At 60.1% G+C, this 17,222-nt stretch carries 19 protein-coding genes; 11 read left to right on the forward strand and 8 right to left on the reverse strand.

Going from position 1 to position 17,222, the window contains the following annotated elements; translation table 11 throughout:
* Positions 1 to 14: 14 nt before the first annotated feature.
* From IPJ76_18060 to IPJ76_18075, 4 genes are all read right to left on the reverse strand, one after another.
* Entirely contained in the window at positions 15 to 536 is a 522-nt protein-coding gene (locus IPJ76_18060; GenBank protein QQR86463.1) for a translation initiation factor IF-3, read from the reverse strand.
* Between the two features lie 112 nt (positions 537 to 648).
* Positions 649 to 2,592: a threonine--tRNA ligase gene (gene thrS, locus IPJ76_18065; GenBank protein ID QQR86464.1), complete on the reverse strand. Its 1,944-nt coding sequence runs from the start codon at positions 2,590 to 2,592 to the stop codon at positions 649 to 651.
* A 70-nt stretch (positions 2,593 to 2,662) separates the two neighbouring features.
* Positions 2,663 to 3,040 carry a PUR family DNA/RNA-binding protein gene (locus IPJ76_18070; protein QQR86465.1) on the reverse strand — a complete coding sequence of 126 codons (378 nt, stop codon included), beginning with the start codon at positions 3,038 to 3,040 and terminating at the stop codon, positions 2,663 to 2,665.
* A gap of 75 nt (positions 3,041 to 3,115) precedes the next feature.
* Positions 3,116 to 4,990: an ABC transporter ATP-binding protein gene (locus IPJ76_18075; protein QQR86466.1), complete on the reverse strand. Its 1,875-nt coding sequence runs from the start codon at positions 4,988 to 4,990 to the stop codon at positions 3,116 to 3,118.
* A gap of 161 nt (positions 4,991 to 5,151) precedes the next feature.
* On the opposite strand from IPJ76_18075, the gene IPJ76_18080 reads away from it, so the two are divergent.
* The 6 genes from IPJ76_18080 to IPJ76_18105 are packed head-to-tail and all read left to right on the forward strand — an operon-like array spanning position 5,152 to position 8,907.
* Complete coding sequence (locus tag IPJ76_18080) at positions 5,152 to 6,252, forward strand: Glu/Leu/Phe/Val dehydrogenase (protein ID QQR86467.1); 1,101 nt, start codon at positions 5,152 to 5,154, stop codon at positions 6,250 to 6,252.
* Between the two features lie 6 nt (positions 6,253 to 6,258).
* Complete coding sequence (locus tag IPJ76_18085) at positions 6,259 to 7,209, forward strand: transcription antitermination protein NusB (protein ID QQR86468.1); 951 nt, start codon at positions 6,259 to 6,261, stop codon at positions 7,207 to 7,209.
* A gap of 2 nt (positions 7,210 to 7,211) precedes the next feature.
* On the forward strand, positions 7,212 to 7,688 hold the full coding sequence (locus IPJ76_18090) for a DUF1573 domain-containing protein (protein ID QQR86469.1): 477 nt from the start codon (positions 7,212 to 7,214) through the stop codon (positions 7,686 to 7,688).
* Between the two features lie 15 nt (positions 7,689 to 7,703).
* Positions 7,704 to 8,030 (forward strand): preprotein translocase subunit YajC, encoded by a 327-nt coding sequence (gene yajC, locus IPJ76_18095; GenBank protein ID QQR86470.1) that lies wholly within the window; start codon positions 7,704 to 7,706, stop codon positions 8,028 to 8,030.
* 5 nt (positions 8,031 to 8,035) lie between these two features.
* Complete coding sequence (locus tag IPJ76_18100) at positions 8,036 to 8,632, forward strand: dephospho-CoA kinase (GenBank protein QQR86471.1); 597 nt, start codon at positions 8,036 to 8,038, stop codon at positions 8,630 to 8,632.
* Positions 8,629 to 8,907, forward strand: coding sequence for a hypothetical protein (locus IPJ76_18105; protein ID QQR86472.1), 279 nt, complete (start codon positions 8,629 to 8,631; stop codon positions 8,905 to 8,907). The genes IPJ76_18100 and IPJ76_18105 overlap by 4 nt, the downstream gene beginning before the upstream one ends.
* Here the strand turns inward: IPJ76_18105 and IPJ76_18110 are convergent, their stop codons facing one another.
* Positions 8,908 to 9,471 carry a 3'-5' exonuclease gene (locus tag IPJ76_18110; GenBank protein QQR86473.1) on the reverse strand — a complete coding sequence of 188 codons (564 nt, stop codon included), beginning with the start codon at positions 9,469 to 9,471 and terminating at the stop codon, positions 8,908 to 8,910.
* A gap of 161 nt (positions 9,472 to 9,632) precedes the next feature.
* Between IPJ76_18110 and IPJ76_18115 the strand changes: the two genes are divergently transcribed.
* The 4 genes from IPJ76_18115 (at position 9,633) to IPJ76_18130 (ending at position 12,091) form a co-directional block, all read left to right on the forward strand.
* Positions 9,633 to 10,031 (forward strand): hypothetical protein, encoded by a 399-nt coding sequence (locus IPJ76_18115; protein QQR86474.1) that lies wholly within the window; start codon positions 9,633 to 9,635, stop codon positions 10,029 to 10,031.
* 196 nt (positions 10,032 to 10,227) lie between these two features.
* Positions 10,228 to 10,776, forward strand: coding sequence for a 1-acyl-sn-glycerol-3-phosphate acyltransferase (locus tag IPJ76_18120; GenBank protein QQR86475.1), 549 nt, complete (start codon positions 10,228 to 10,230; stop codon positions 10,774 to 10,776).
* Between the two features lie 40 nt (positions 10,777 to 10,816).
* Positions 10,817 to 11,341, forward strand: a complete 525-nt coding sequence (locus tag IPJ76_18125; protein QQR86476.1) for a hypothetical protein — start codon at positions 10,817 to 10,819, stop codon at positions 11,339 to 11,341.
* 183 nt (positions 11,342 to 11,524) lie between these two features.
* On the forward strand, positions 11,525 to 12,091 hold the full coding sequence (locus IPJ76_18130; GenBank protein ID QQR88504.1) for a peptidylprolyl isomerase: 567 nt from the start codon (positions 11,525 to 11,527) through the stop codon (positions 12,089 to 12,091).
* Between the two features lie 48 nt (positions 12,092 to 12,139).
* Here IPJ76_18130 and IPJ76_18135 read toward each other — a convergent pair whose 3' ends face one another.
* Both IPJ76_18135 and IPJ76_18140 read right to left on the reverse strand, forming a co-directional pair.
* Positions 12,140 to 13,411 (reverse strand): DEAD/DEAH box helicase, encoded by a 1,272-nt coding sequence (locus IPJ76_18135; protein QQR86477.1) that lies wholly within the window; start codon positions 13,409 to 13,411, stop codon positions 12,140 to 12,142.
* 54 nt (positions 13,412 to 13,465) lie between these two features.
* Positions 13,466 to 15,373 (reverse strand): tetratricopeptide repeat protein, encoded by a 1,908-nt coding sequence (locus IPJ76_18140; protein ID QQR86478.1) that lies wholly within the window; start codon positions 15,371 to 15,373, stop codon positions 13,466 to 13,468.
* Positions 15,374 to 15,439: 66 nt separating this feature from the next.
* On the opposite strand from IPJ76_18140, the gene IPJ76_18145 reads away from it, so the two are divergent.
* Entirely contained in the window at positions 15,440 to 16,714 is a 1,275-nt protein-coding gene (locus IPJ76_18145) for a replication-associated recombination protein A (GenBank protein QQR86479.1), read from the forward strand.
* A gap of 3 nt (positions 16,715 to 16,717) precedes the next feature.
* Here the strand turns inward: IPJ76_18145 and IPJ76_18150 are convergent, their stop codons facing one another.
* The gene (locus IPJ76_18150) at positions 16,718 to 17,158 is read right to left on the reverse strand and encodes a hypothetical protein (GenBank protein ID QQR86480.1); all 441 of its coding nucleotides are present in this window, start codon (positions 17,156 to 17,158) and stop codon (positions 16,718 to 16,720) included.
* Positions 17,159 to 17,222 lie beyond the last annotated feature (64 nt).

Here is a 17,222-nt window from a genome sequence, read left to right on the forward strand (position 1 = left end):
CCGGGATCGCGCCCTTACTTTTTCTTCTTGGGGATGATGAACATCATCATGCGTTTGCCCTCCAGCTTGGGCATGCTCTCCACCACGCCGTGCTCCTCCAGGTCCTGTGCGAACTTGAGCAGAAGGATCTCGCCCCGCTCCTTGAACACGATGCTGCGGCCGCGGAAGAACACGAAGGCCTTCACCTTGTGCCCTTCGGCCAGGAACTTCTTGGCGTGCGCCAGCTTGAAGTTCAGGTCGTGCTCGTCGGTGTTGGGCCCGAAGCGGATCTCCTTCAGTTCAACAACGCTCTGCTTGCTCTTGATCTCCTTCTGCTTCTTCTTGAGGTCGTACAGGAACTTCTTGTAATCCACGATGCGGCAGACCGGTGGATCGGCCGTGGGGCTGATCTCCACCAGGTCCAAACCCAGTTCCTGCGCCATCCGCAGGGCATCGGCAAATGGGAAAACGCCTTGTTCAACGTTCTCGCCAACCACGCGCACCTGGTTCACACCATAAATGCGGTCGTTCGTGCGGTGCGGGTCTTCCTTGCGCACACGGCCCCTGAACGGGGGCCTGCCACCACCTGGGCGAGGGCCGCTGAACGGCGGCCGGGGTTTATTGAACGGGGGTCCTGCCACTGAAGGGTTGTTGGTTCCTGCTACTGCCTCAGAGGCTGCCGAGCTGCGCCGCGATGCGTTCCTGCACCAGTGCGGTGAAGGCTTGCGGGGACATGCTGCCCAGGTCGCCCTGGCCCTGTTCCCTTACGCTCACGGTGCCGTCGCCGGCCTCTTTCTCTCCGATGATGAGCATGAACGGGATCTTGCTGAGCTCCGCATCGCGGATCTTCTTCCCGATCTTTTCGTTCCGCTCGTCAACGAGGGCGCGAATATCAGAATCTTTCAGGCTCGCGGCGATGGCCTTGCACTGGTCGATGTACTTGTCCGAAATGGGCAGCAGGATGGCCTGTTCGGGCGTGAGCCACAGGGGGAACTTCCCGGCCGTGTGTTCTATGATGACCGCGATGAACCGTTCGAGGCTGCCGAACGGGGCACGGTGGATCATCACCGGGCGGTGCCGACCGTTGTCGCTGCCAACGTATTCCAGTTCGAACCGCTCTGGCAGGTTGTAGTCCACTTGGATGGTGCCCAACTGCCACTTACGACCCAAGGCATCCTTCACCATGAAGTCGAGCTTGGGGCCATAGAAGGCCGCCTCCCCGTATTCCACCGTGGTTTTCATGCCGCACTCGGCCGCCGCATCGATGATCGCCTGCTCAGCCTTTGCCCAGTTCTCCTCGCTACCGATGTATTTGCTGCGGTCTTCTTTGTCCCTCAGGCTGACCTGCGCCTCGAACTTCTCGAAGTTCAAGGCCCTGAGGACCAGAAGGACAAGGTCGATGACCTTAAGGAATTCTTCCTTCACCTGGTCGGGTCGGCAAAACAGGTGAGCATCGTCCTGGGTGAAGCCGCGGACCCGGGCAAGACCATGCAGCTCGCCGCTCTGTTCATAGCGGTAAACAGTCCCGAATTCTGCCAAGCGAAGAGGCAGATCCTTGTAGCTGCGCGGACGGCTGGCGAAGATCTCGCAGTGGTGCGGGCAGTTCATGGGCTTCAGCATGAAGAGCTCGCCCTCCTGCGGGGTGCTGATCGGCTGGAAGCTGTCCTTGCCGTATTTCTCCCAGTGGCCGCTGGTCTCGTAAAGCGCCTTGCTCCCGATGTGCGGCGTGGCCACTTGCACATAACCGGCCTTTTCCTGGGCCGTTTTCATGAAGTTGATGAGCCGTTCACGGAGGGCGGCTCCCTTCGGCAACCAAAGGGGTAACCCCGCTCCCACTCTCTCGCTGAAGGTGAACAGGTCGAGTTCTTTGCCCACTTTCCGGTGGTCGCGCTTCTTGGCCTCCTCCAGCATCACCAAGTACTCGTCCAGTTCCTTCTGTTTGGGGAAGGTGATGGCGTAGAGGCGGGTGAGCTGCTTGCGCTTCTCATCTCCGCGCCAGTAGGCCCCGGCCACGTTCAACACCTTGAAGGCCTTGATGAACGACGTGTCGGGGATGTGCGGCCCACGGCAGAGGTCAGTGAAATTGCCTTGCGTGTAGAAGGTGATCTGGCCGTCCTGCAGACCTTCGATGAGTTCCAGTTTGTACTCGTCGCCCTTTTCGGTGAAGTACTTCACCGCGTCGGCCTTGGAAACCTCTTTCCGATCGAAGACCAGCTTCTTGGCCACCAGCTCCTTGAACTTGGCCTCGATGGCGGCAAAGTCGCCTTCGCCCACGCTCCGGTCGCCGAAATCCACATCGTAGTAGAAGCCGTTCTCGATGGGCGGTCCAATGCCGAATTTGGTTCCGGGGAACAGTGCTTCCAATGCTTCGGCCATCACGTGCGCGCTGCTGTGCCACATTGTGGACTTTCCCTCGGTGTCGTTCCAGGTCAGCAATGCGAGGGTGCACGTTTCCGGCAACACGCGGTTCGCATCGCGCACTTCCCCGTTCACCTTCGCACTAAGGACGTTGCGGGCCAAGCCTTCGCTGATGCTCTTGGCCACGTCCATGGCCGTCACTTGGCCATCATAGCTGCGGACACTTCCGTCCGGCAGGGTCACATTGGTCTTCATAGGTTCGCTTCCGCCACCCTACGAACGGTGGACGAAAGGGCCGCGAATGTAGCGGCGCAGGCACTGCCGTTCAGACGTCCTTGCGGTCCAGGTCCTCGAAATTCACATCCGTGAACGGCGCATCATGCGGCGCGTTCGAGGGTTGCTCAGGCTGCGCGGGGCGGTCGTGCCGTTGGTTGTCGTGCTGCATGTATTGGCCGGTGGCTTTCAACCGGTCGATCTCCGCGAAAACATCGTGCAAGCCGTCCGCGAACTTCTCGAAGTCCTCTTTGTAGAGGAAGATCTTGTGCTTCTCGTAGCTGGCCGAACCGTCCTCGTGCGTGTGCTTCTTGCTCTCCGTTATCGTGAGGTAGAGATCCTTGCCACGCGTGCTCTTCACGTCGAAGAAGTACGTCCTCTTTCCCGCGCGCACCGGCTTGCTGTACACATCCTCGCGATCGTCCGCCATGGTCAGGGTCCGTTAGGTTGGCCAACCAAATATATCGGCGTCCCTTGGATACACAAGCCCCTAATGCGGGCGGCGTCATTCCGGTGCGACTTCCTCCTGGAGCAATTGCTCGTGATAAAGAGCTGCGTAGATGCCCTCTTGCGCCATCAACTGTGCATGAGTGCCGGTCTGGGCCACGGTTCCGTGTTCCAGGACCACGATCCGGTCCGCCCCTTTCACCGCGCTGATGCGATGGCTGATGATGACCGCGGTCCGGCCCACCATCACTTCCTTGAGCCCTGTTAAGATGGCCTCCTCCGTGGCCGTGTCAACAGCGCTCAACGGGTCGTCGAAGACGAGGATCCTCGGCGAGCGGATGATGGCACGGGCAATGGACACGCGCTGCTTTTGGCCGCCACTGAGGGTGATCCCGCGTTCTCCGAGCTGGGTCGCATAGCCTTCCGGAAAGGCGATGATGTTCTCGTGCACCTGCGCCCGCCTCGCTGCACCTTCAACGGCTCCGTTCCCAGTTGGGCCTTGCGCGCCGAATGCGATGTTGTTGCCCACGGTATCGCTGAACAGGAACACATCCTGCGGAACGAAACCGAGCTGGCTGCGCAGGTCGTGGAGCGGGATATCGCGGATAGGGCTACCGTCGATGAGCACTTCACCGCTCGTTGCATCATACTGCCGACCGATAAGATCAGCGATGGTGCTCTTACCACTACCCGTATGGCCCACGAAAGCGATGGTGCCGCCCGCAGGTACATGGAACGACACGTTGTCCAGCGCGAGAATGCCTGTGTCGGGGTATCTGAAACTGACGTTGCGGAATTCGATCTCACCGCGCACCTCGATGCTGCTTGCGCCGTGCGGAGAGGTAATGGACGGTTCGGTGGCCAGGAATTCATTGATCCGTTCCTGGCTCACGGCCGCTTGTTGCACCAGTGATGTTACCCAACCCACGCTGGCGAAAGGCCAGGTGAGCATGTTCACGTAGAGCACGAATTGGGCTATGGTCCCCACGGTGACCCCCGGGTCGCCGTTCACCAGCATACGCCCGCCGATGTAGATGACCACCACCGTACTGAGGCCGATGAGCAAGCCGATGGCCGGCATGAAGAGGGCATCGACCCGTGCCTGTGCCAAGCTACGGCGCCTGTATTCGCGCGCTGCCTTTCCGAATTGGTCCGCGACCATGCCCTCTTTCACGTAGGCCTTCAGCACCCGGATGCCGCTGAAACTCTCTTGGGCGAGGGTGCTCAGCCGGCTCTGCTGTTCCTGCACCGCCATGCCGCGCCGGTTCATCACATCGCTCACGTAGTAGATGATGACGCTCATCACCGGCAACGGGGCCAAGGAATAGAGCGCCAGCTCGGCGTTCTTGTTGAACATGATCGCAATGCACAACACGAACAGCACGACGAGGCCCAGGGTGTACATGATGGCGGGCCCCAGGTACATGCGGACCTTCCCGACATCCTCGCTGATCCTGTTCATCAGGTCCCCGGTACTGTTGCGTTTGTAGAAGGCCCGGTCGAGCCTCTGGTAATGCTCGAACACTTCGTTCTTCATGTCGCGCTCGATGAGCCGGCTCACCACAATGATGGTCTGCCGCATGTAGAACATGAAGAGGCCCTTCAGCAATGCCAGTACGATGTAGAGCAACGCGAGCATCCCGCCCAGCTTCAGCACGAAGCCGGAGATCTCCGACGGGGGAACCTGAGCTGCCGCAGCATTATTGAACCCGACCCACCCAAGCACCCGGTCCAACGTGTCGATGGTACCCACGGGTTGGGGGTTCCCGGTGCGGGCAACTTCCAAACCGGCCATCACCGCATCAAAAGCCTTCTTCACCACCTCGGGGCTGAGCACGGCGAAGAGGTTGCTGAGGACGATGAACCCCACCCCGGCCAGCAGGCGCCAACGGTACTTGAGCAAGTACCGGTTCAAGGTCATCAACGCGCGCATTTCCGCTGGGGATCCTTTCTACTTTCGCCCCCGCTTTCCGGAAGCCTCTCCGCGTTGCAACTCATCAGTCGCACGGGGCGCCGAAGGTAGAGCCCGCTCAACGAGCCACCGTACTGAACCGCAACGCGCAACACGTCAGCCGACGTCAGACCACGAAACGCATGTCCTTGACCAGCACCTCAGCAAGCACCGGCATGGCCGTCATCGGCCGTATGGAAGAACACGACCACGAGGAAGTCCTCTTCTGTTTCGACCGCGCCACGGGCTTGCGGGCCATCATCGCCGTGCATGACACCACGCTGGGACCCGCCTTGGGCGGCACACGGATGTGGCAGTACGCAAGCGAGCAGGAAGCACTCACGGACGTGCTCCGCTTGAGCCGTGGCATGACCTACAAGAGCGCGCTCGCTGGTTTGGACCTTGGTGGCGGTAAGGCTGTCATCATCGGCAACTCACGCACGGACAAGAGCACAGCGCTCTTCGAACGCTTCGGCCAGTTCGTCGACAGCCTCAACGGACGGTACATCACCGCTGAGGATGTGGGCATCAACACGCAGGACATCAAAACCGTGCGCTCCAGGACAAAGCACGCTGCAGGCCTTCCCGAGGCCGACGGTGGAAGCGGCGACCCGAGCCCGGTGACAGCCTATGGTGTTTACATGGGCATGAAGGCTGCCGCCAAACATGCTTATGGAACGGACGACCTGAACGGGCGCAAGGTTGCAGTGCAGGGCGCGGGCCATGTTGGAGCGCACTTGGTGGCCTTGCTCGTGAAAGAAGGTGCCCGGGTGATGCTCACCGACATCCACGACGACAAACTTCAAGCGATCAAGTCGCAGCACAACGGGGTTGAGCTGATCGCACCCGATGCCATCTACGACGTGGACATGGACATCTACAGTCCGTGCGCGCTCGGTGCCACGGTGAACGACGACACCCTGAAGCGCTTGAAATGTTCAGTGATCGCCGGGGCGGCAAACAACCAACTGGCCAACGAACAAGTGCACGGCAAGGCCGTCATGGAGAAGGGCATACTCTACGCGCCTGACTTCCTCATCAATGCCGGTGGGATCATCAACTGCTTCAGCGAACTGCACGGTTACGACCGCGACAAGGCGCTGGCCCAGACGCGTGGTATCTACGACACGGCCCTGGCCTGCTTCAAACGCAGTGCGACGGAGAACATCCCCACCTACAAGGCGGCCAATGAAAGGGCCGAACAACGGATCCGCGATGCGCGCGCGGCCGGCAAGCGGTTCTGACCCATCATGGTGAACCGCCGCTACCTGCGCATCAAGGTCTTCAACGCGTTGTACTCGTTCCATCAGAGCGAAGGCGCCAGTGGTGCCAAACTGGAGAAGGAACTGTTCGTCAGCATCGACCGCACCTTCGATCTCTATGTGTCGCTGCTGCTGCTCTTCGGTGAACTGCGCGAGCAGGCCGAGCGCCACATGGCCGAGCGCAAACTGAAACGGCTTCCAACGGCTTCGGACCTCAACCCCGACCGCCGCTTCGTGGACGGCCCCATCCTTACAGCACTGGCCAACAGTCCGCGGCTTCAGAAGGAAGCCGAGGCGCGCAAAGTGAACTGGGTGGGACACGGCGAGTGGTTGCAGGGGCTCTTCCGCACCATTGAACAGAGCGAACTGTACAAGGCCCACATGACGAGTCCGACGGTCGGGTTCAACGAGGAGCGCGCCTTTCTGGCGGCCATCTTCGAGGAGTACATCGCGAACGGCGAAGGCTTGCACGATATGCTCGAGGGTCGCACCATCCATTGGATGGAAGACCTGGACATGGCCTGTAGCATGCTGAAGCGCAAACTCGACCAACTGAGGCCTGCCGATCTGGAGGGCGACCGCGTGGCCGAGATGGAAAAGATGGACCCGGACGAGATCGAGTTCGTGCAGGTGCTCTTCCGTCGCAGCATCGAATTGAACGATGAGAACGAAGCGCTGATCGGTCAGCGCGCGAGCAACTGGGAAAGCGAGCGCATTGCGGTGGCCGACATGCTGCTGATGAAGATGGCGCTTACCGAGGCCCGTGAGCTGGACCAGATCCCCGTGAAAGTGACACTGAACGAGTACATCGAGATCGCCAAGGCTTACAGCACACCCAAGAGCAAGAACTTCATCAACGGCATCCTCGACTCGCTCTTCACCGAAATGCGCAAGGACGGCCGCATCGTGAAGGTGGGCCGTGGCCTCATCGAGAACTGAAGATGACGCGCATCACACCGCTCCTGTCCTTCTTCGTGTTGCTGGCCGCGGCCATGGGGGGCTGCCGCATCACTGACCAGGAAGGTGAAGGCACCATCTCCCCTGCCGACATCCATGTGGCCGCAAGTGGATATGCGGAGACCGACCCGGCCAAGCTGCCCCGGATGGAGTTCGTAGAGGACACCATTGACGTAGGCAAGCTGGCTCAAGGCAGCATTGCGGAGCGCACCTATGAATTCACCAACACCGGTGGCAGCGAACTTGTCATCGCTGACGTGCGCAGCACCTGCGGTTGCACCGTAGGGAAGGACTGGCCGAAGCATCCGATGAAACCCGGCGAGAAGGGCACCATCACCGTATCGTTCGATAGCGAAGGCCGCAACGGCGCGCAGACCAAGAGCATCACCATCGTTTCCAACGCGGTACCAAGCACGTATTCACTCATCCTGAAAGCCGAGGTGATCGCACCTGGCCAGTAACCTGCAAGACCTGACATGAACATTCTCCTCCAAGCCGCCCCTGGCCAAGAACCCAGCATGCTGCGCACTATCCTGATGATGGGCGCCATCTTTCTCGTGTTCTACTTCTTCATGATGCGCCCGCAACAGAAGAAGATGAAGGACGCCAAGAAGTTCCGCGAAGCACTGCAGAAAGGCACCCGAGTGGTGACCATCGGGGGCATCCACGGCAAGGTGGTGGAGGTGGACGACAAGACCGTGCTGCTGGAAGTTGATAGCAACGTGAAGCTGCGGTTCGAGAAGAGCGCCGTGAGCATGGACAGCAGCACGCAGCTCACCGAGGAGACGAAGAAGCAAGCTTAGTTGCCATGGCCACCCGACCGCTCAAGCTGGGTGTGACCGGGGGCATGGGCAGCGGCAAAACCACCGTTTGCCGGGTGCTGGAGGTGCTGGGTGCACCGATCTTCAGTGCCGATCTGTGCGGAAGAGAATTGCTTGATACCGACCCCGTACTAAGGGCCGCTGTGGCTAAGCGTTTCGGTGATGGGCTTTACCGGACCGGGAGCCTGGACCGCAAGGCTTTGGCGGAGATCGTCTTCAATGATGCATCAGCGCTGGCTGAATTGAACGCCATGGTGCATCCGCGCGTGATCGCAGCCTTTACCACCTGGTGCGATGAACAACAGGCCCCCTACGTGGTGATGGAATCAGCCTTGATGCCGCGCAGCGGTTCAGCGAAGCTCATGGATCATTTGGTGGTTGTGCAGGCCCCTTACGAACTGCGGCTACGACGCGTGATGATGCGCGACGGCTCGGATGAAGCCCAGGTGCGTGCCCGGATGGCCCGACAGGCCGGTGATGCGGAACTCGCATCGCTTGCCGGAACCGTGATCGACAACAGCGGGGCTGTGCTGGTGATCCCTCAGGTCCTTGAACTGCACCAAGCACTTTTGAAAGGACGATGAACGCGGAGAAGCACCTGCCGTTGTCGATGGTCACACTGATCTTCGGCGTGTTGTCAGTGCTGCTGGCTTTTGCGGTGCATCTGGTTTCCTTGGCCGTGGTGCTTGCGCTAATGGCAGTGGCTTTCGGTTTTTGGGGTCGCTTCAGGGCGAAAGGCCGCAGCTATTCGCAGATGAGCCTCAAACGTTCGCGTTGGGGACTTCGCGCGGGCTTGGTAGGCCTTGCTTGCAGTGCAGTGATGTGGTGGCTATGGGCCAGCAACATCCTGTTGGGCTGATCAAGCGCGCAGCAATGCACCGTGCACTGTTGTGCTGCCCAGTACTGCTTCTTCTCCGAAGCGATCGACCAACTGCGTGAAGGCATCGGCGCAGGCCAGGGCATCTTCCAAAGCCCTATGTCGGGCCTTCCGCTCAACCCTCAAATGACCGCAAAGGCTGTTCAGATTGTGGAACCTGAGGTGCGGGAAGAAGCGTCGGCTCAACTGCTCGGTGCATAGAGCTTGCCGCTCGAACCCCAGTTCCAACCGCCGGAACGCGGAACCAAGGGCCACCATGTCGAAACGAGCGTTGTGGGCCACTACGACCGCACCTTCCGTCATCCGGTCCACGTGACCTGCAACATCCCTGAATGTCGGTGCCCCGTCGAGCATGTTCTTATTGATACCAGTGAGCATACCAACGAAAGGATCCGGGGCCGAACCCGATCTCACCAGCGAACTCCACCTTGTCACTTCACCCCGCCCGTCCAAGAGCACAACGGCTACCTCCATGATGGCCGCCCGCTCGGGATCACCGAACGTTGTCTCCACGTCCACCACGGCATAGCGCTGTACAAAAGCCATTCGGCCCCCTCCTACGCTCGACCGGTCGCAAGGTTCTGTCCCTGAAAGGCGGTATGTGAACGTTTTTTGGGGCAGTACTCTCCAAGGAGAGCATTTCTATGGTGTCCTTTGTGACCTTATGCATGCATAACGTATAAAGCTCCGAACCCACTCCTTAGAAGATGCTCATTGAAACCAAGCTGGCCACCATTGAAAAGGTCGGCTCCGAACGGTTGGAAGTCCGCTTCAAACTGAACGAACATGTTACCCGCGAAGGGATCTGCGAGATCCTCAGCGAAAGGCAACGCCTTTGCCCGGAAGGTCCCCGGGACATTCTTGCCGTCATCCCCGGTGACCCCGACTTCGACCTGGACGTGGTGACCACCAACCACTACGACGGCCTCGGGCTGGACAACTGTACGCGTGCCCTGGCCATTGCGGCAGCGAGCCCCATCAACGAACGTATGGCCGGCTTGTTCTTCGCCTATTTCCCGCAGGGTTTCCCGGCTAGGGTGTTCGCCACTGAGGAAGATGCCAAGGGCTGGTTGGCCAGTCGGGCAGCCACGGCATCCCTCTCCTAAGAGCCTGTTTGGGATCTCTTGAACGAAGGGCTCCGAGGCTATTTTTCGTTCAGGCGCATCCGGAAAATCATCGCGTAGCGCTGCCTACGGGATTATTTTCCGGCGAAGCATGGGCGGAAAAGAGACCGGAGCGCGAGTTTGAAGAGATCCCGAACAGGCTCTAAGACCGATAAGTCCGGCCGGATACATTGCGCCGATGATGCGCCGTGTAAACCAAGTGCTGTTGCGCTGGCTGGGCTGGAAGATCGTGGGTGATAGACCGCATGACCGGGACCAGTACATCGTGGTGGTCGCTCCTCACACCAGCAATTGGGATTTCCTGATTGGTGTAATGGTGCGCAGTGCGATGGCCATGACCGACGTGCGCTACCTGGCCAAGAAAGAGCTCTTCCGAGCACCCTTCGGCTGGTTGTTCCGCGCGCTCGGTGGCTACCCGGTGGACCGGAGCAAGCACAGCAACATGACCGATGCTGTGGTGGAATTGTTCCGGACCATACCCGACTTCAAGATCGCCATCACCCCGGAAGGCACCCGCAAGTACGTGGCGGAATGGAAGACCGGGTTCCACCGGATAGCGTCGAAGGCCCATGTGGCCATTGTCCCCTGCGTGTTCGACTATGGCCGCAAGACCGTGTCGTTCCTGCCGGTTTTCCCGCTCACGGACGATGTGGACGGGGATGTGGCGCGCCTGAAGGCCTTGTATGTGCATGCCCGCGGCCACAACCCCGAAGACGGTGTGCATTGAACGGCACGATGATGGCTAAGCGCGCTGAACACTGAACCGTATGAGGACCCTTTTCTTTCTGGCAATGCTCCTTGGCCCCATTGGCCTCCAAGCTCAACAGGTGTTCCCCGAACTGGCTGGCGAAACGCCCACATCGAAACAGATAAGGCTACCGAAGGACGCCAAAGGCAAGTACACCATTCTCTGCCTGGCCTATGACCGCAGCGCCAATGACGCGCTCACCCAATGGATGGAACCCGCCTATCTGCGTTTCGTGGCGAAACATGGGCTCTTCGCGGGCGACCATGACGTGAACATCTGGTTCGTGCCCATGTTCACCGGCACGGACAAAGCGGCCTACGGGCCCGTGATGAAGAAGCTCCAAAAAAGCGAGGATCCCGAGGTGCTGGATCATATCCTGTTCTTCAAAGGCGACATCGACCTTTATGTGCGCGAGTTGTCCATGACGGACAAGTCCTTGCCCTACATCTTTGTCTTGGATGAGCAGGGGCGCATCGTGCACAGCACCTCCGGCGCCTTCAGCGACGACAAACTGGACGCCCTTGAGGAAGTCCTTCCACTGTAACCCCGCGGATATCTTCGCCGCCCCAAAACACAGCACATGAACTTTGCGCGTACCGCACCGATCGTTGCAGCGCTCCCGTTGATCTTCGCCATGTGCGCTTCCGGCCCAGCTGGCAAGCGCGAGGCCGCACAACAAACCAACGAGGCACCTGCCAACACCCAAACCCAACAACCCAGCACCCCCATGACCACCGGCGACGGACTCTTCGCAACGTTCAACACCACCAAAGGCAAGATCGTTTGCCAACTCGAGTTCGAGAAGACGCCAATGACCGTGGCCAACTTCGTGGGCCTGGCAGAAGGCACGGTGAACAACACCGCCAAGGGTGCGGGCCAGCCTTACTACGACGGCATTGTGTTCCACCGCGTGATCCCCAACTTCATGATCCAATGCGGCGACCCGACCGGGACGGGTATGGGCGGCCCTGGCTACATGTTCCCCGATGAGATCGTGGCCGACCTGAAGCATACGGGCCCCGGCATCCTGAGCATGGCCAACGCTGGTCCGGGCAACCCTCCCGGCTCAGGTACCAACGGCAGCCAGTTCTTCATCACGCACGTGCCGACACCCTGGCTCGACGGCAAGCACACCGTGTTCGGTCACGTAGTTGAAGGGCAGGACGTGGTGAACGCCATTGGCCAAGGCGACAAGATCGAGACCTTGACGATCACGCGTAAAGGCAAAGCCGCCGAGGCGTTCGATGCGGCCAAAGTGCTGGCCAACTACAAGGACAAGTTCAAGCAGCGCTAGTTGTGAGCGAGCAATGTGAACAAGGCCTCCGCAAGGGGGCCTTGTTCGTTAGTGAGCGTGCGCGGGTCGTGATGCGCCGCCGCCAGGCCGACCACCGCGGCGGCGGTTATTGCCACCACGGCCACGACTACGATCCGCACCACCACCTTCGCGCTTGCCCTCTGGACGGTATTCCGGGCCGCGTGCGAACCCTTCAGGCATGGGCTGCTTGGCAACTTCATAGCCGATCAACTTCTCGATGCGGCCGAATTCGCGCATCTCCTTCTCGTTGATGAAGGTGATGGCCTGGCCCTTCCGAGCGGCTCGCGCAGTGCGACCGACCCGGTGCACGTAATCCTCCGGATCGCGGGGAACATCGTAGTTCACCACCAGGTCGATGTCATCAATGTCAATGCCGCGGCTTACAACGTTCGTAGCCACAAGGATGCGCAGTTTACGGTTCCGGAAAGCCAGCATCACCTCTTCGCGTTCGCCCTGCTCCAGGTCGCTGTGCATCCCTTTGGCGTTGAATCCCCGCCGTGCCAAATGCCTTGCGAGATTCCGCACTTCGACTTTTTTGCCCGCGAACACGATGATGCAACTAGCCTCGTTCGTTTTCAGGATGTGCTCCAGGATATCGGCCTTCTGAGCGTCGTAAATAACATACGCCTCTTGCTTCACACCTTCCGCGGGTTTGCTCAGTGCGATCGAGATCTCCAGGGGATCGTGCAGGACCTCCTTGGCCAGCCCGCGGATCTCAGGGGCCATGGTGGCGCTGAACATGAGCGTTTGGCGCTCCTTGGGCAGGAAGCCGATGATGCGCTTGATGTCGTCGATGAAGCCCATGTCGAACATGCGATCGGCTTCATCAAGGACCAGGAATTCAAGGCCCTGTGTGGGCACATAGCCAAGATTCAAATGGCTGAGCAGCTTGCCAGGCGTGGCCACGATGACCTCGGTGCCGCTGGTGAGCGCCAGTTTCTGCTGATCGAAGGAAGCTGCATCGCTTCCGCCGTACACGGGTACCGAAGTGATGGGCGTATAATAGGCGATGGCCTGTATCTGCTGATCGATCTGCAAAGCCAGTTCACGTGTGGGCACCACGATGAGCGCTCGGATGCTCTTCGGATCGCGCGGTGCGTAACTAGTGATGACATCGATGAGCGGCAGCAGGAACGCCGCCGTTTTGCCGGTGCCCGTTTGCGCGCAAGCGATGAGGTCGCGGCCGTCAAGAGCGGCGGGAATGGCCTGCTGCTGAATGGGCGTGGGTTTGCGGATGCCCATGTCCGCGATGCCTGCGATCAGATCGTGGTGCAGGCCGAGCGAGTTGAAATCGTCCAAAGGAAAAGGTGCCTTGAAAGGCCGTCGAATATAACCGGACGCGATCGGGCAGCCTCAGCTCGCCTTGCGGAGCACGCGTTGCTGGGCCACATGGAAGGTCAGAACGAGTTCATCCCGTTCACCTTGATAGCGCTGCAAACGGCCATCGAGCTGTTGGGCCAGCAGGCGCACCAGTTCCAACCCGAACGATCCGTTGCCAAGGAACCGCTCAGCTGAAGGGCGCGAGCCGCTGTCCGAATAGCGCAGCTCGAACCGGTCGTCGCATTGGTCAATGGCCACGCGCACAATGCCCTGCTCTTCGGCCGCAAAGGCGTGCTTGACTGAGTTGGTGATCAGCTCATTCAGGATAAGGCCCAAAGGAGTCAGCGTATCAATGGGCATGTCCGCGGACATTGCCCTCAACTCCAGTTGAACGCGTCCCGTGCTGCCGAACGTGCTGAACACACCTTCTGCAATGGCCTTCACCTGGTCCGCCAACCTCACCTTGCCGACATTGCTCGCTTTGTAGAGCAGCTCGTGCACGCTGGCCATGGAAGCAATGCGGCCCTGGCTCTCGATCAACGCCTGCTCCAAGCGCGGATCGCCCATGTGGAAGGCCTGGGCACGGAGCAGCGCCGAGATGATCTGCAGGTTGTTCTTCACACGGTGATGGATCTCGCGGAGGAGCACGTCCTTCTCTTCCTCGCTGATAAGGGTCTCAGCGAGGCGCAGGTTCTGCCGTTGCAGTTCAAGGTTCTGCTTCTGGATCTCCTGGGCTTGCGCCTGGATCAGCTGGGTGCGCATGCGGCTTCTCACCGCCGCCCTGCGGTTGCGCAACCAGCCCAGCGCCAGGAACACGCTCGCAACGAGCAATAAACCGATCAGCGCAAGCCACCATATGCCCCGGGCCTTTGCGCTGTCGATCAACGACTCGTTCAATTGGTTCACCTTCCGGAGTTCCTCGATCTGTGCTTCGCTGGAGGCCAGTTCGTACTGAACGGCAAGTCCGGCCATGCGTTCCCTGGCCTGTTCGTTCACCAACGAGTCCTTCAAGACGGTGCTTTCGCGGAGCAGCGCCAACGCTGCTTCGGGGTCGCCCTGCCCTTGCGCCAACCTGCTCCTAAGCTGAAGATCGTGCGGTGTGCGTCCCGTCGTTCCCGTCCCTTTACGGAGCGCGCGCGCGTTGTCCAAGTGGCGGGCAGCATCAGCAAAGCGCCCCAGACCGAGAAAGGCCTCCGCGAGGAGCGTTTGCACGTGAGGTGCATCATCCTTTTGATCTGAAGCAGCAAGCACCTCAGCTGATCGGTGCAACAGGGGTAGCGCATCGGCAAAACGCCCTTGGGTGATCAGTGCTTCGCCATTGACGATCTGTACGCGGCAGTGGCCCACGGAGTCATTGGCACGGTCAAAGTGGGCAAGTGCTTCCTCGCCGAACCGAATGACCTCATTGAACCGGCCCGCCCCAACGAGGGCGTTCATTACATCAATGATACCCTCCCCAATGGCCGCATCATCGTTGGTGGTCTTCAGGAACACCAAGGCGCGCTTGCTCATTTCGAGCGCACTTCCGTGGTCGCCAAGCTGTTCATAGGCAATGGACATCCATCGCAGGTCCTGGGCCATGGCCTTTGCATCGCCCAGATCGCGACCAAGGGCCGAGGCCTTGATGGCAGCCGCAAGCAGGTCGTCGTATGCGGCCAATTGGAACAATGAAGCGCATTGGCTTCCATACGCGCGGTGCTGCAGTTCTTTGTCCCGGGCTTGACCAGCGAACTCGAACGCCGACCGTGCGTGGGCCAAGCTCTCCTGTGGACGGGTGCTCCGGAACCTATCGGCCAATTCGAGGAGCGCATTCGCCCGCTCAACAGTTCCGGAGTTGCCATGCAAGGCTGCATGCAAACTGTCTTCACCGCGCGATGCACGAACGTGCGCGCTCAGCATGGTGACGAAGACCAGGAAGGGCAGAACGGAACGGTGGGGCATTTTCATCGCGGACCCTCCTACGGACGGACCATGGGCGCGGTTGCGCAACGTGCGTTCCTTTGTTGCATGGAAAGCACCCCGCTCGCCGAACGCATGCGGCCGAAGGACCTCGATGAGGTAGTCGGCCAGCAGCACTTGGTGGGGCCCGACGGCATCCTGCGCAAAGCACTCAACAGCGGCTCGCTGCCCAGCATGATCTTGTGGGGGCCGCCGGGTGTGGGCAAGACCACTATGGCGCGTTTGGTGGCCGAGCGGCTCAAACGGCCCCTGCACATGCTCAGCGCGATCAATAGTGGCGTGAAGGATGTACGCGACGTGATCGAGCAAGCGAGCGGTGGTGGATTGTTCCAGCGGAGCTCCATCCTCTTCATCGACGAGATACACCGCTTCAGCAAGGCGCAACAGGATTCACTCCTCGGCGCGGTGGAAAAGGGCACGGTGACGCTGATCGGCGCCACCACCGAGAACCCCAGCTTCGAGGTGATCAGCGCGCTCCTCTCCCGCTGCCAGGTCTATACGCTCTGTTCGCTGACCGAGACCGATCTGCGGCTGTTGCTGGAACGGGCCATGGCCCAGGACGAACAACTGAAGGGCAAACAGATCCAGTTGAAAGAGACCGCGGCGTTGTTCCGTGCCGGAGGAGGCGATGCACGCCGCATCCTCAACACCTTCGAGTGGTGCGTGCGGGCGGCTGCCAGCGACAACGTGACCATCACGGACGAACTGGTGAAGAGCGTGGTGCAGGGCCCTGCCGCGCGCTACGACAAACAAGGCGAGCAGCACTACGACATCATCAGCGCCTTCATCAAAAGCGTGCGGGGCAGCGATCCCGATGCAGCGGTGTACTGGCTGGCGCGGATGGTGGAAGGCGGCGAGGACCCCATGTTCATAGCCCGGCGTTTGGTCATCCTGGCCAGCGAGGATATCGGCTTGGCCAATCCTGCGGCATTGCCCATGGCCGTTGCGGTCATGCAAGCCACCAACCTCGTCGGTTGGCCCGAGAGCCGCATCATGCTCAGCGAATGCACCATTTACCTGGCGTGCTCGCCGAAGAGCAACAGCGCCTACGCAGCCATTGGCGCCGCACAGGCCGAGGTGGCCCGCAGCGGGGACCTGCCTGTTCCGCTGCACCTGCGCAACGCGCCGACCCGGTTGATGAAGGACCTGGGATATGGTAGCGGCTATGTGTACAGCCACGACGACAAGGACAACGAGGCCGGGCAACAGTTCCTGCCGGATGCCGCCAAGGACAAGCGTTTCTATGTGCCCGGCGCGAACCGCAAGGAAATCGAGTTCAACGACTTTCTGACCCGCTTACGCCCCGAACGCAAAGACAACTGAAGCTCAGTTCTCGGCTTCGATAAAGGCGCGGTGCATATCGTAGATGATGCCGAGGCTCACGGCCAACCCGCCCATGCCCTGCTCGAACATCTGCCACAATACGTCAACTGCTATGTGCACAGCGCCGTGATCGGCGAAGCTCATGCCCATGATGAGCACCATGAGATAAACCAGGAAACCCGCCACGGCCGCAAGGCCCATCGACTTGAACGGGAATCCAGCTTTCATCTCGATGACCTTGTAAATGATGGCCCGGTCGATGCCGATGGTGAGCACCGCTGCGATGACCAGGTACACCACACCGGCCAGCACCAGATACAAGGAAAGCGGTATCCGCAATTGTTCAAGGTCGCGCAAAGCCCAGCCATGCCACGCGTAGCTCAGGCCGAACATCAGCAGGGCGCTGGGCAGCCAACAGACCAGGAAACGGCGTCTCGGCATCATGAACTGCGAACGCTTCTGAGAATGGGACAAAAGTATCGGACCAACCTTGCCGGTTACCTTGCCC

Source organism: Flavobacteriales bacterium (genome assembly GCA_016699575.1).
GTDB lineage: Bacteria > Bacteroidota > Bacteroidia > Flavobacteriales_F > PHOS-HE28 > PHOS-HE28.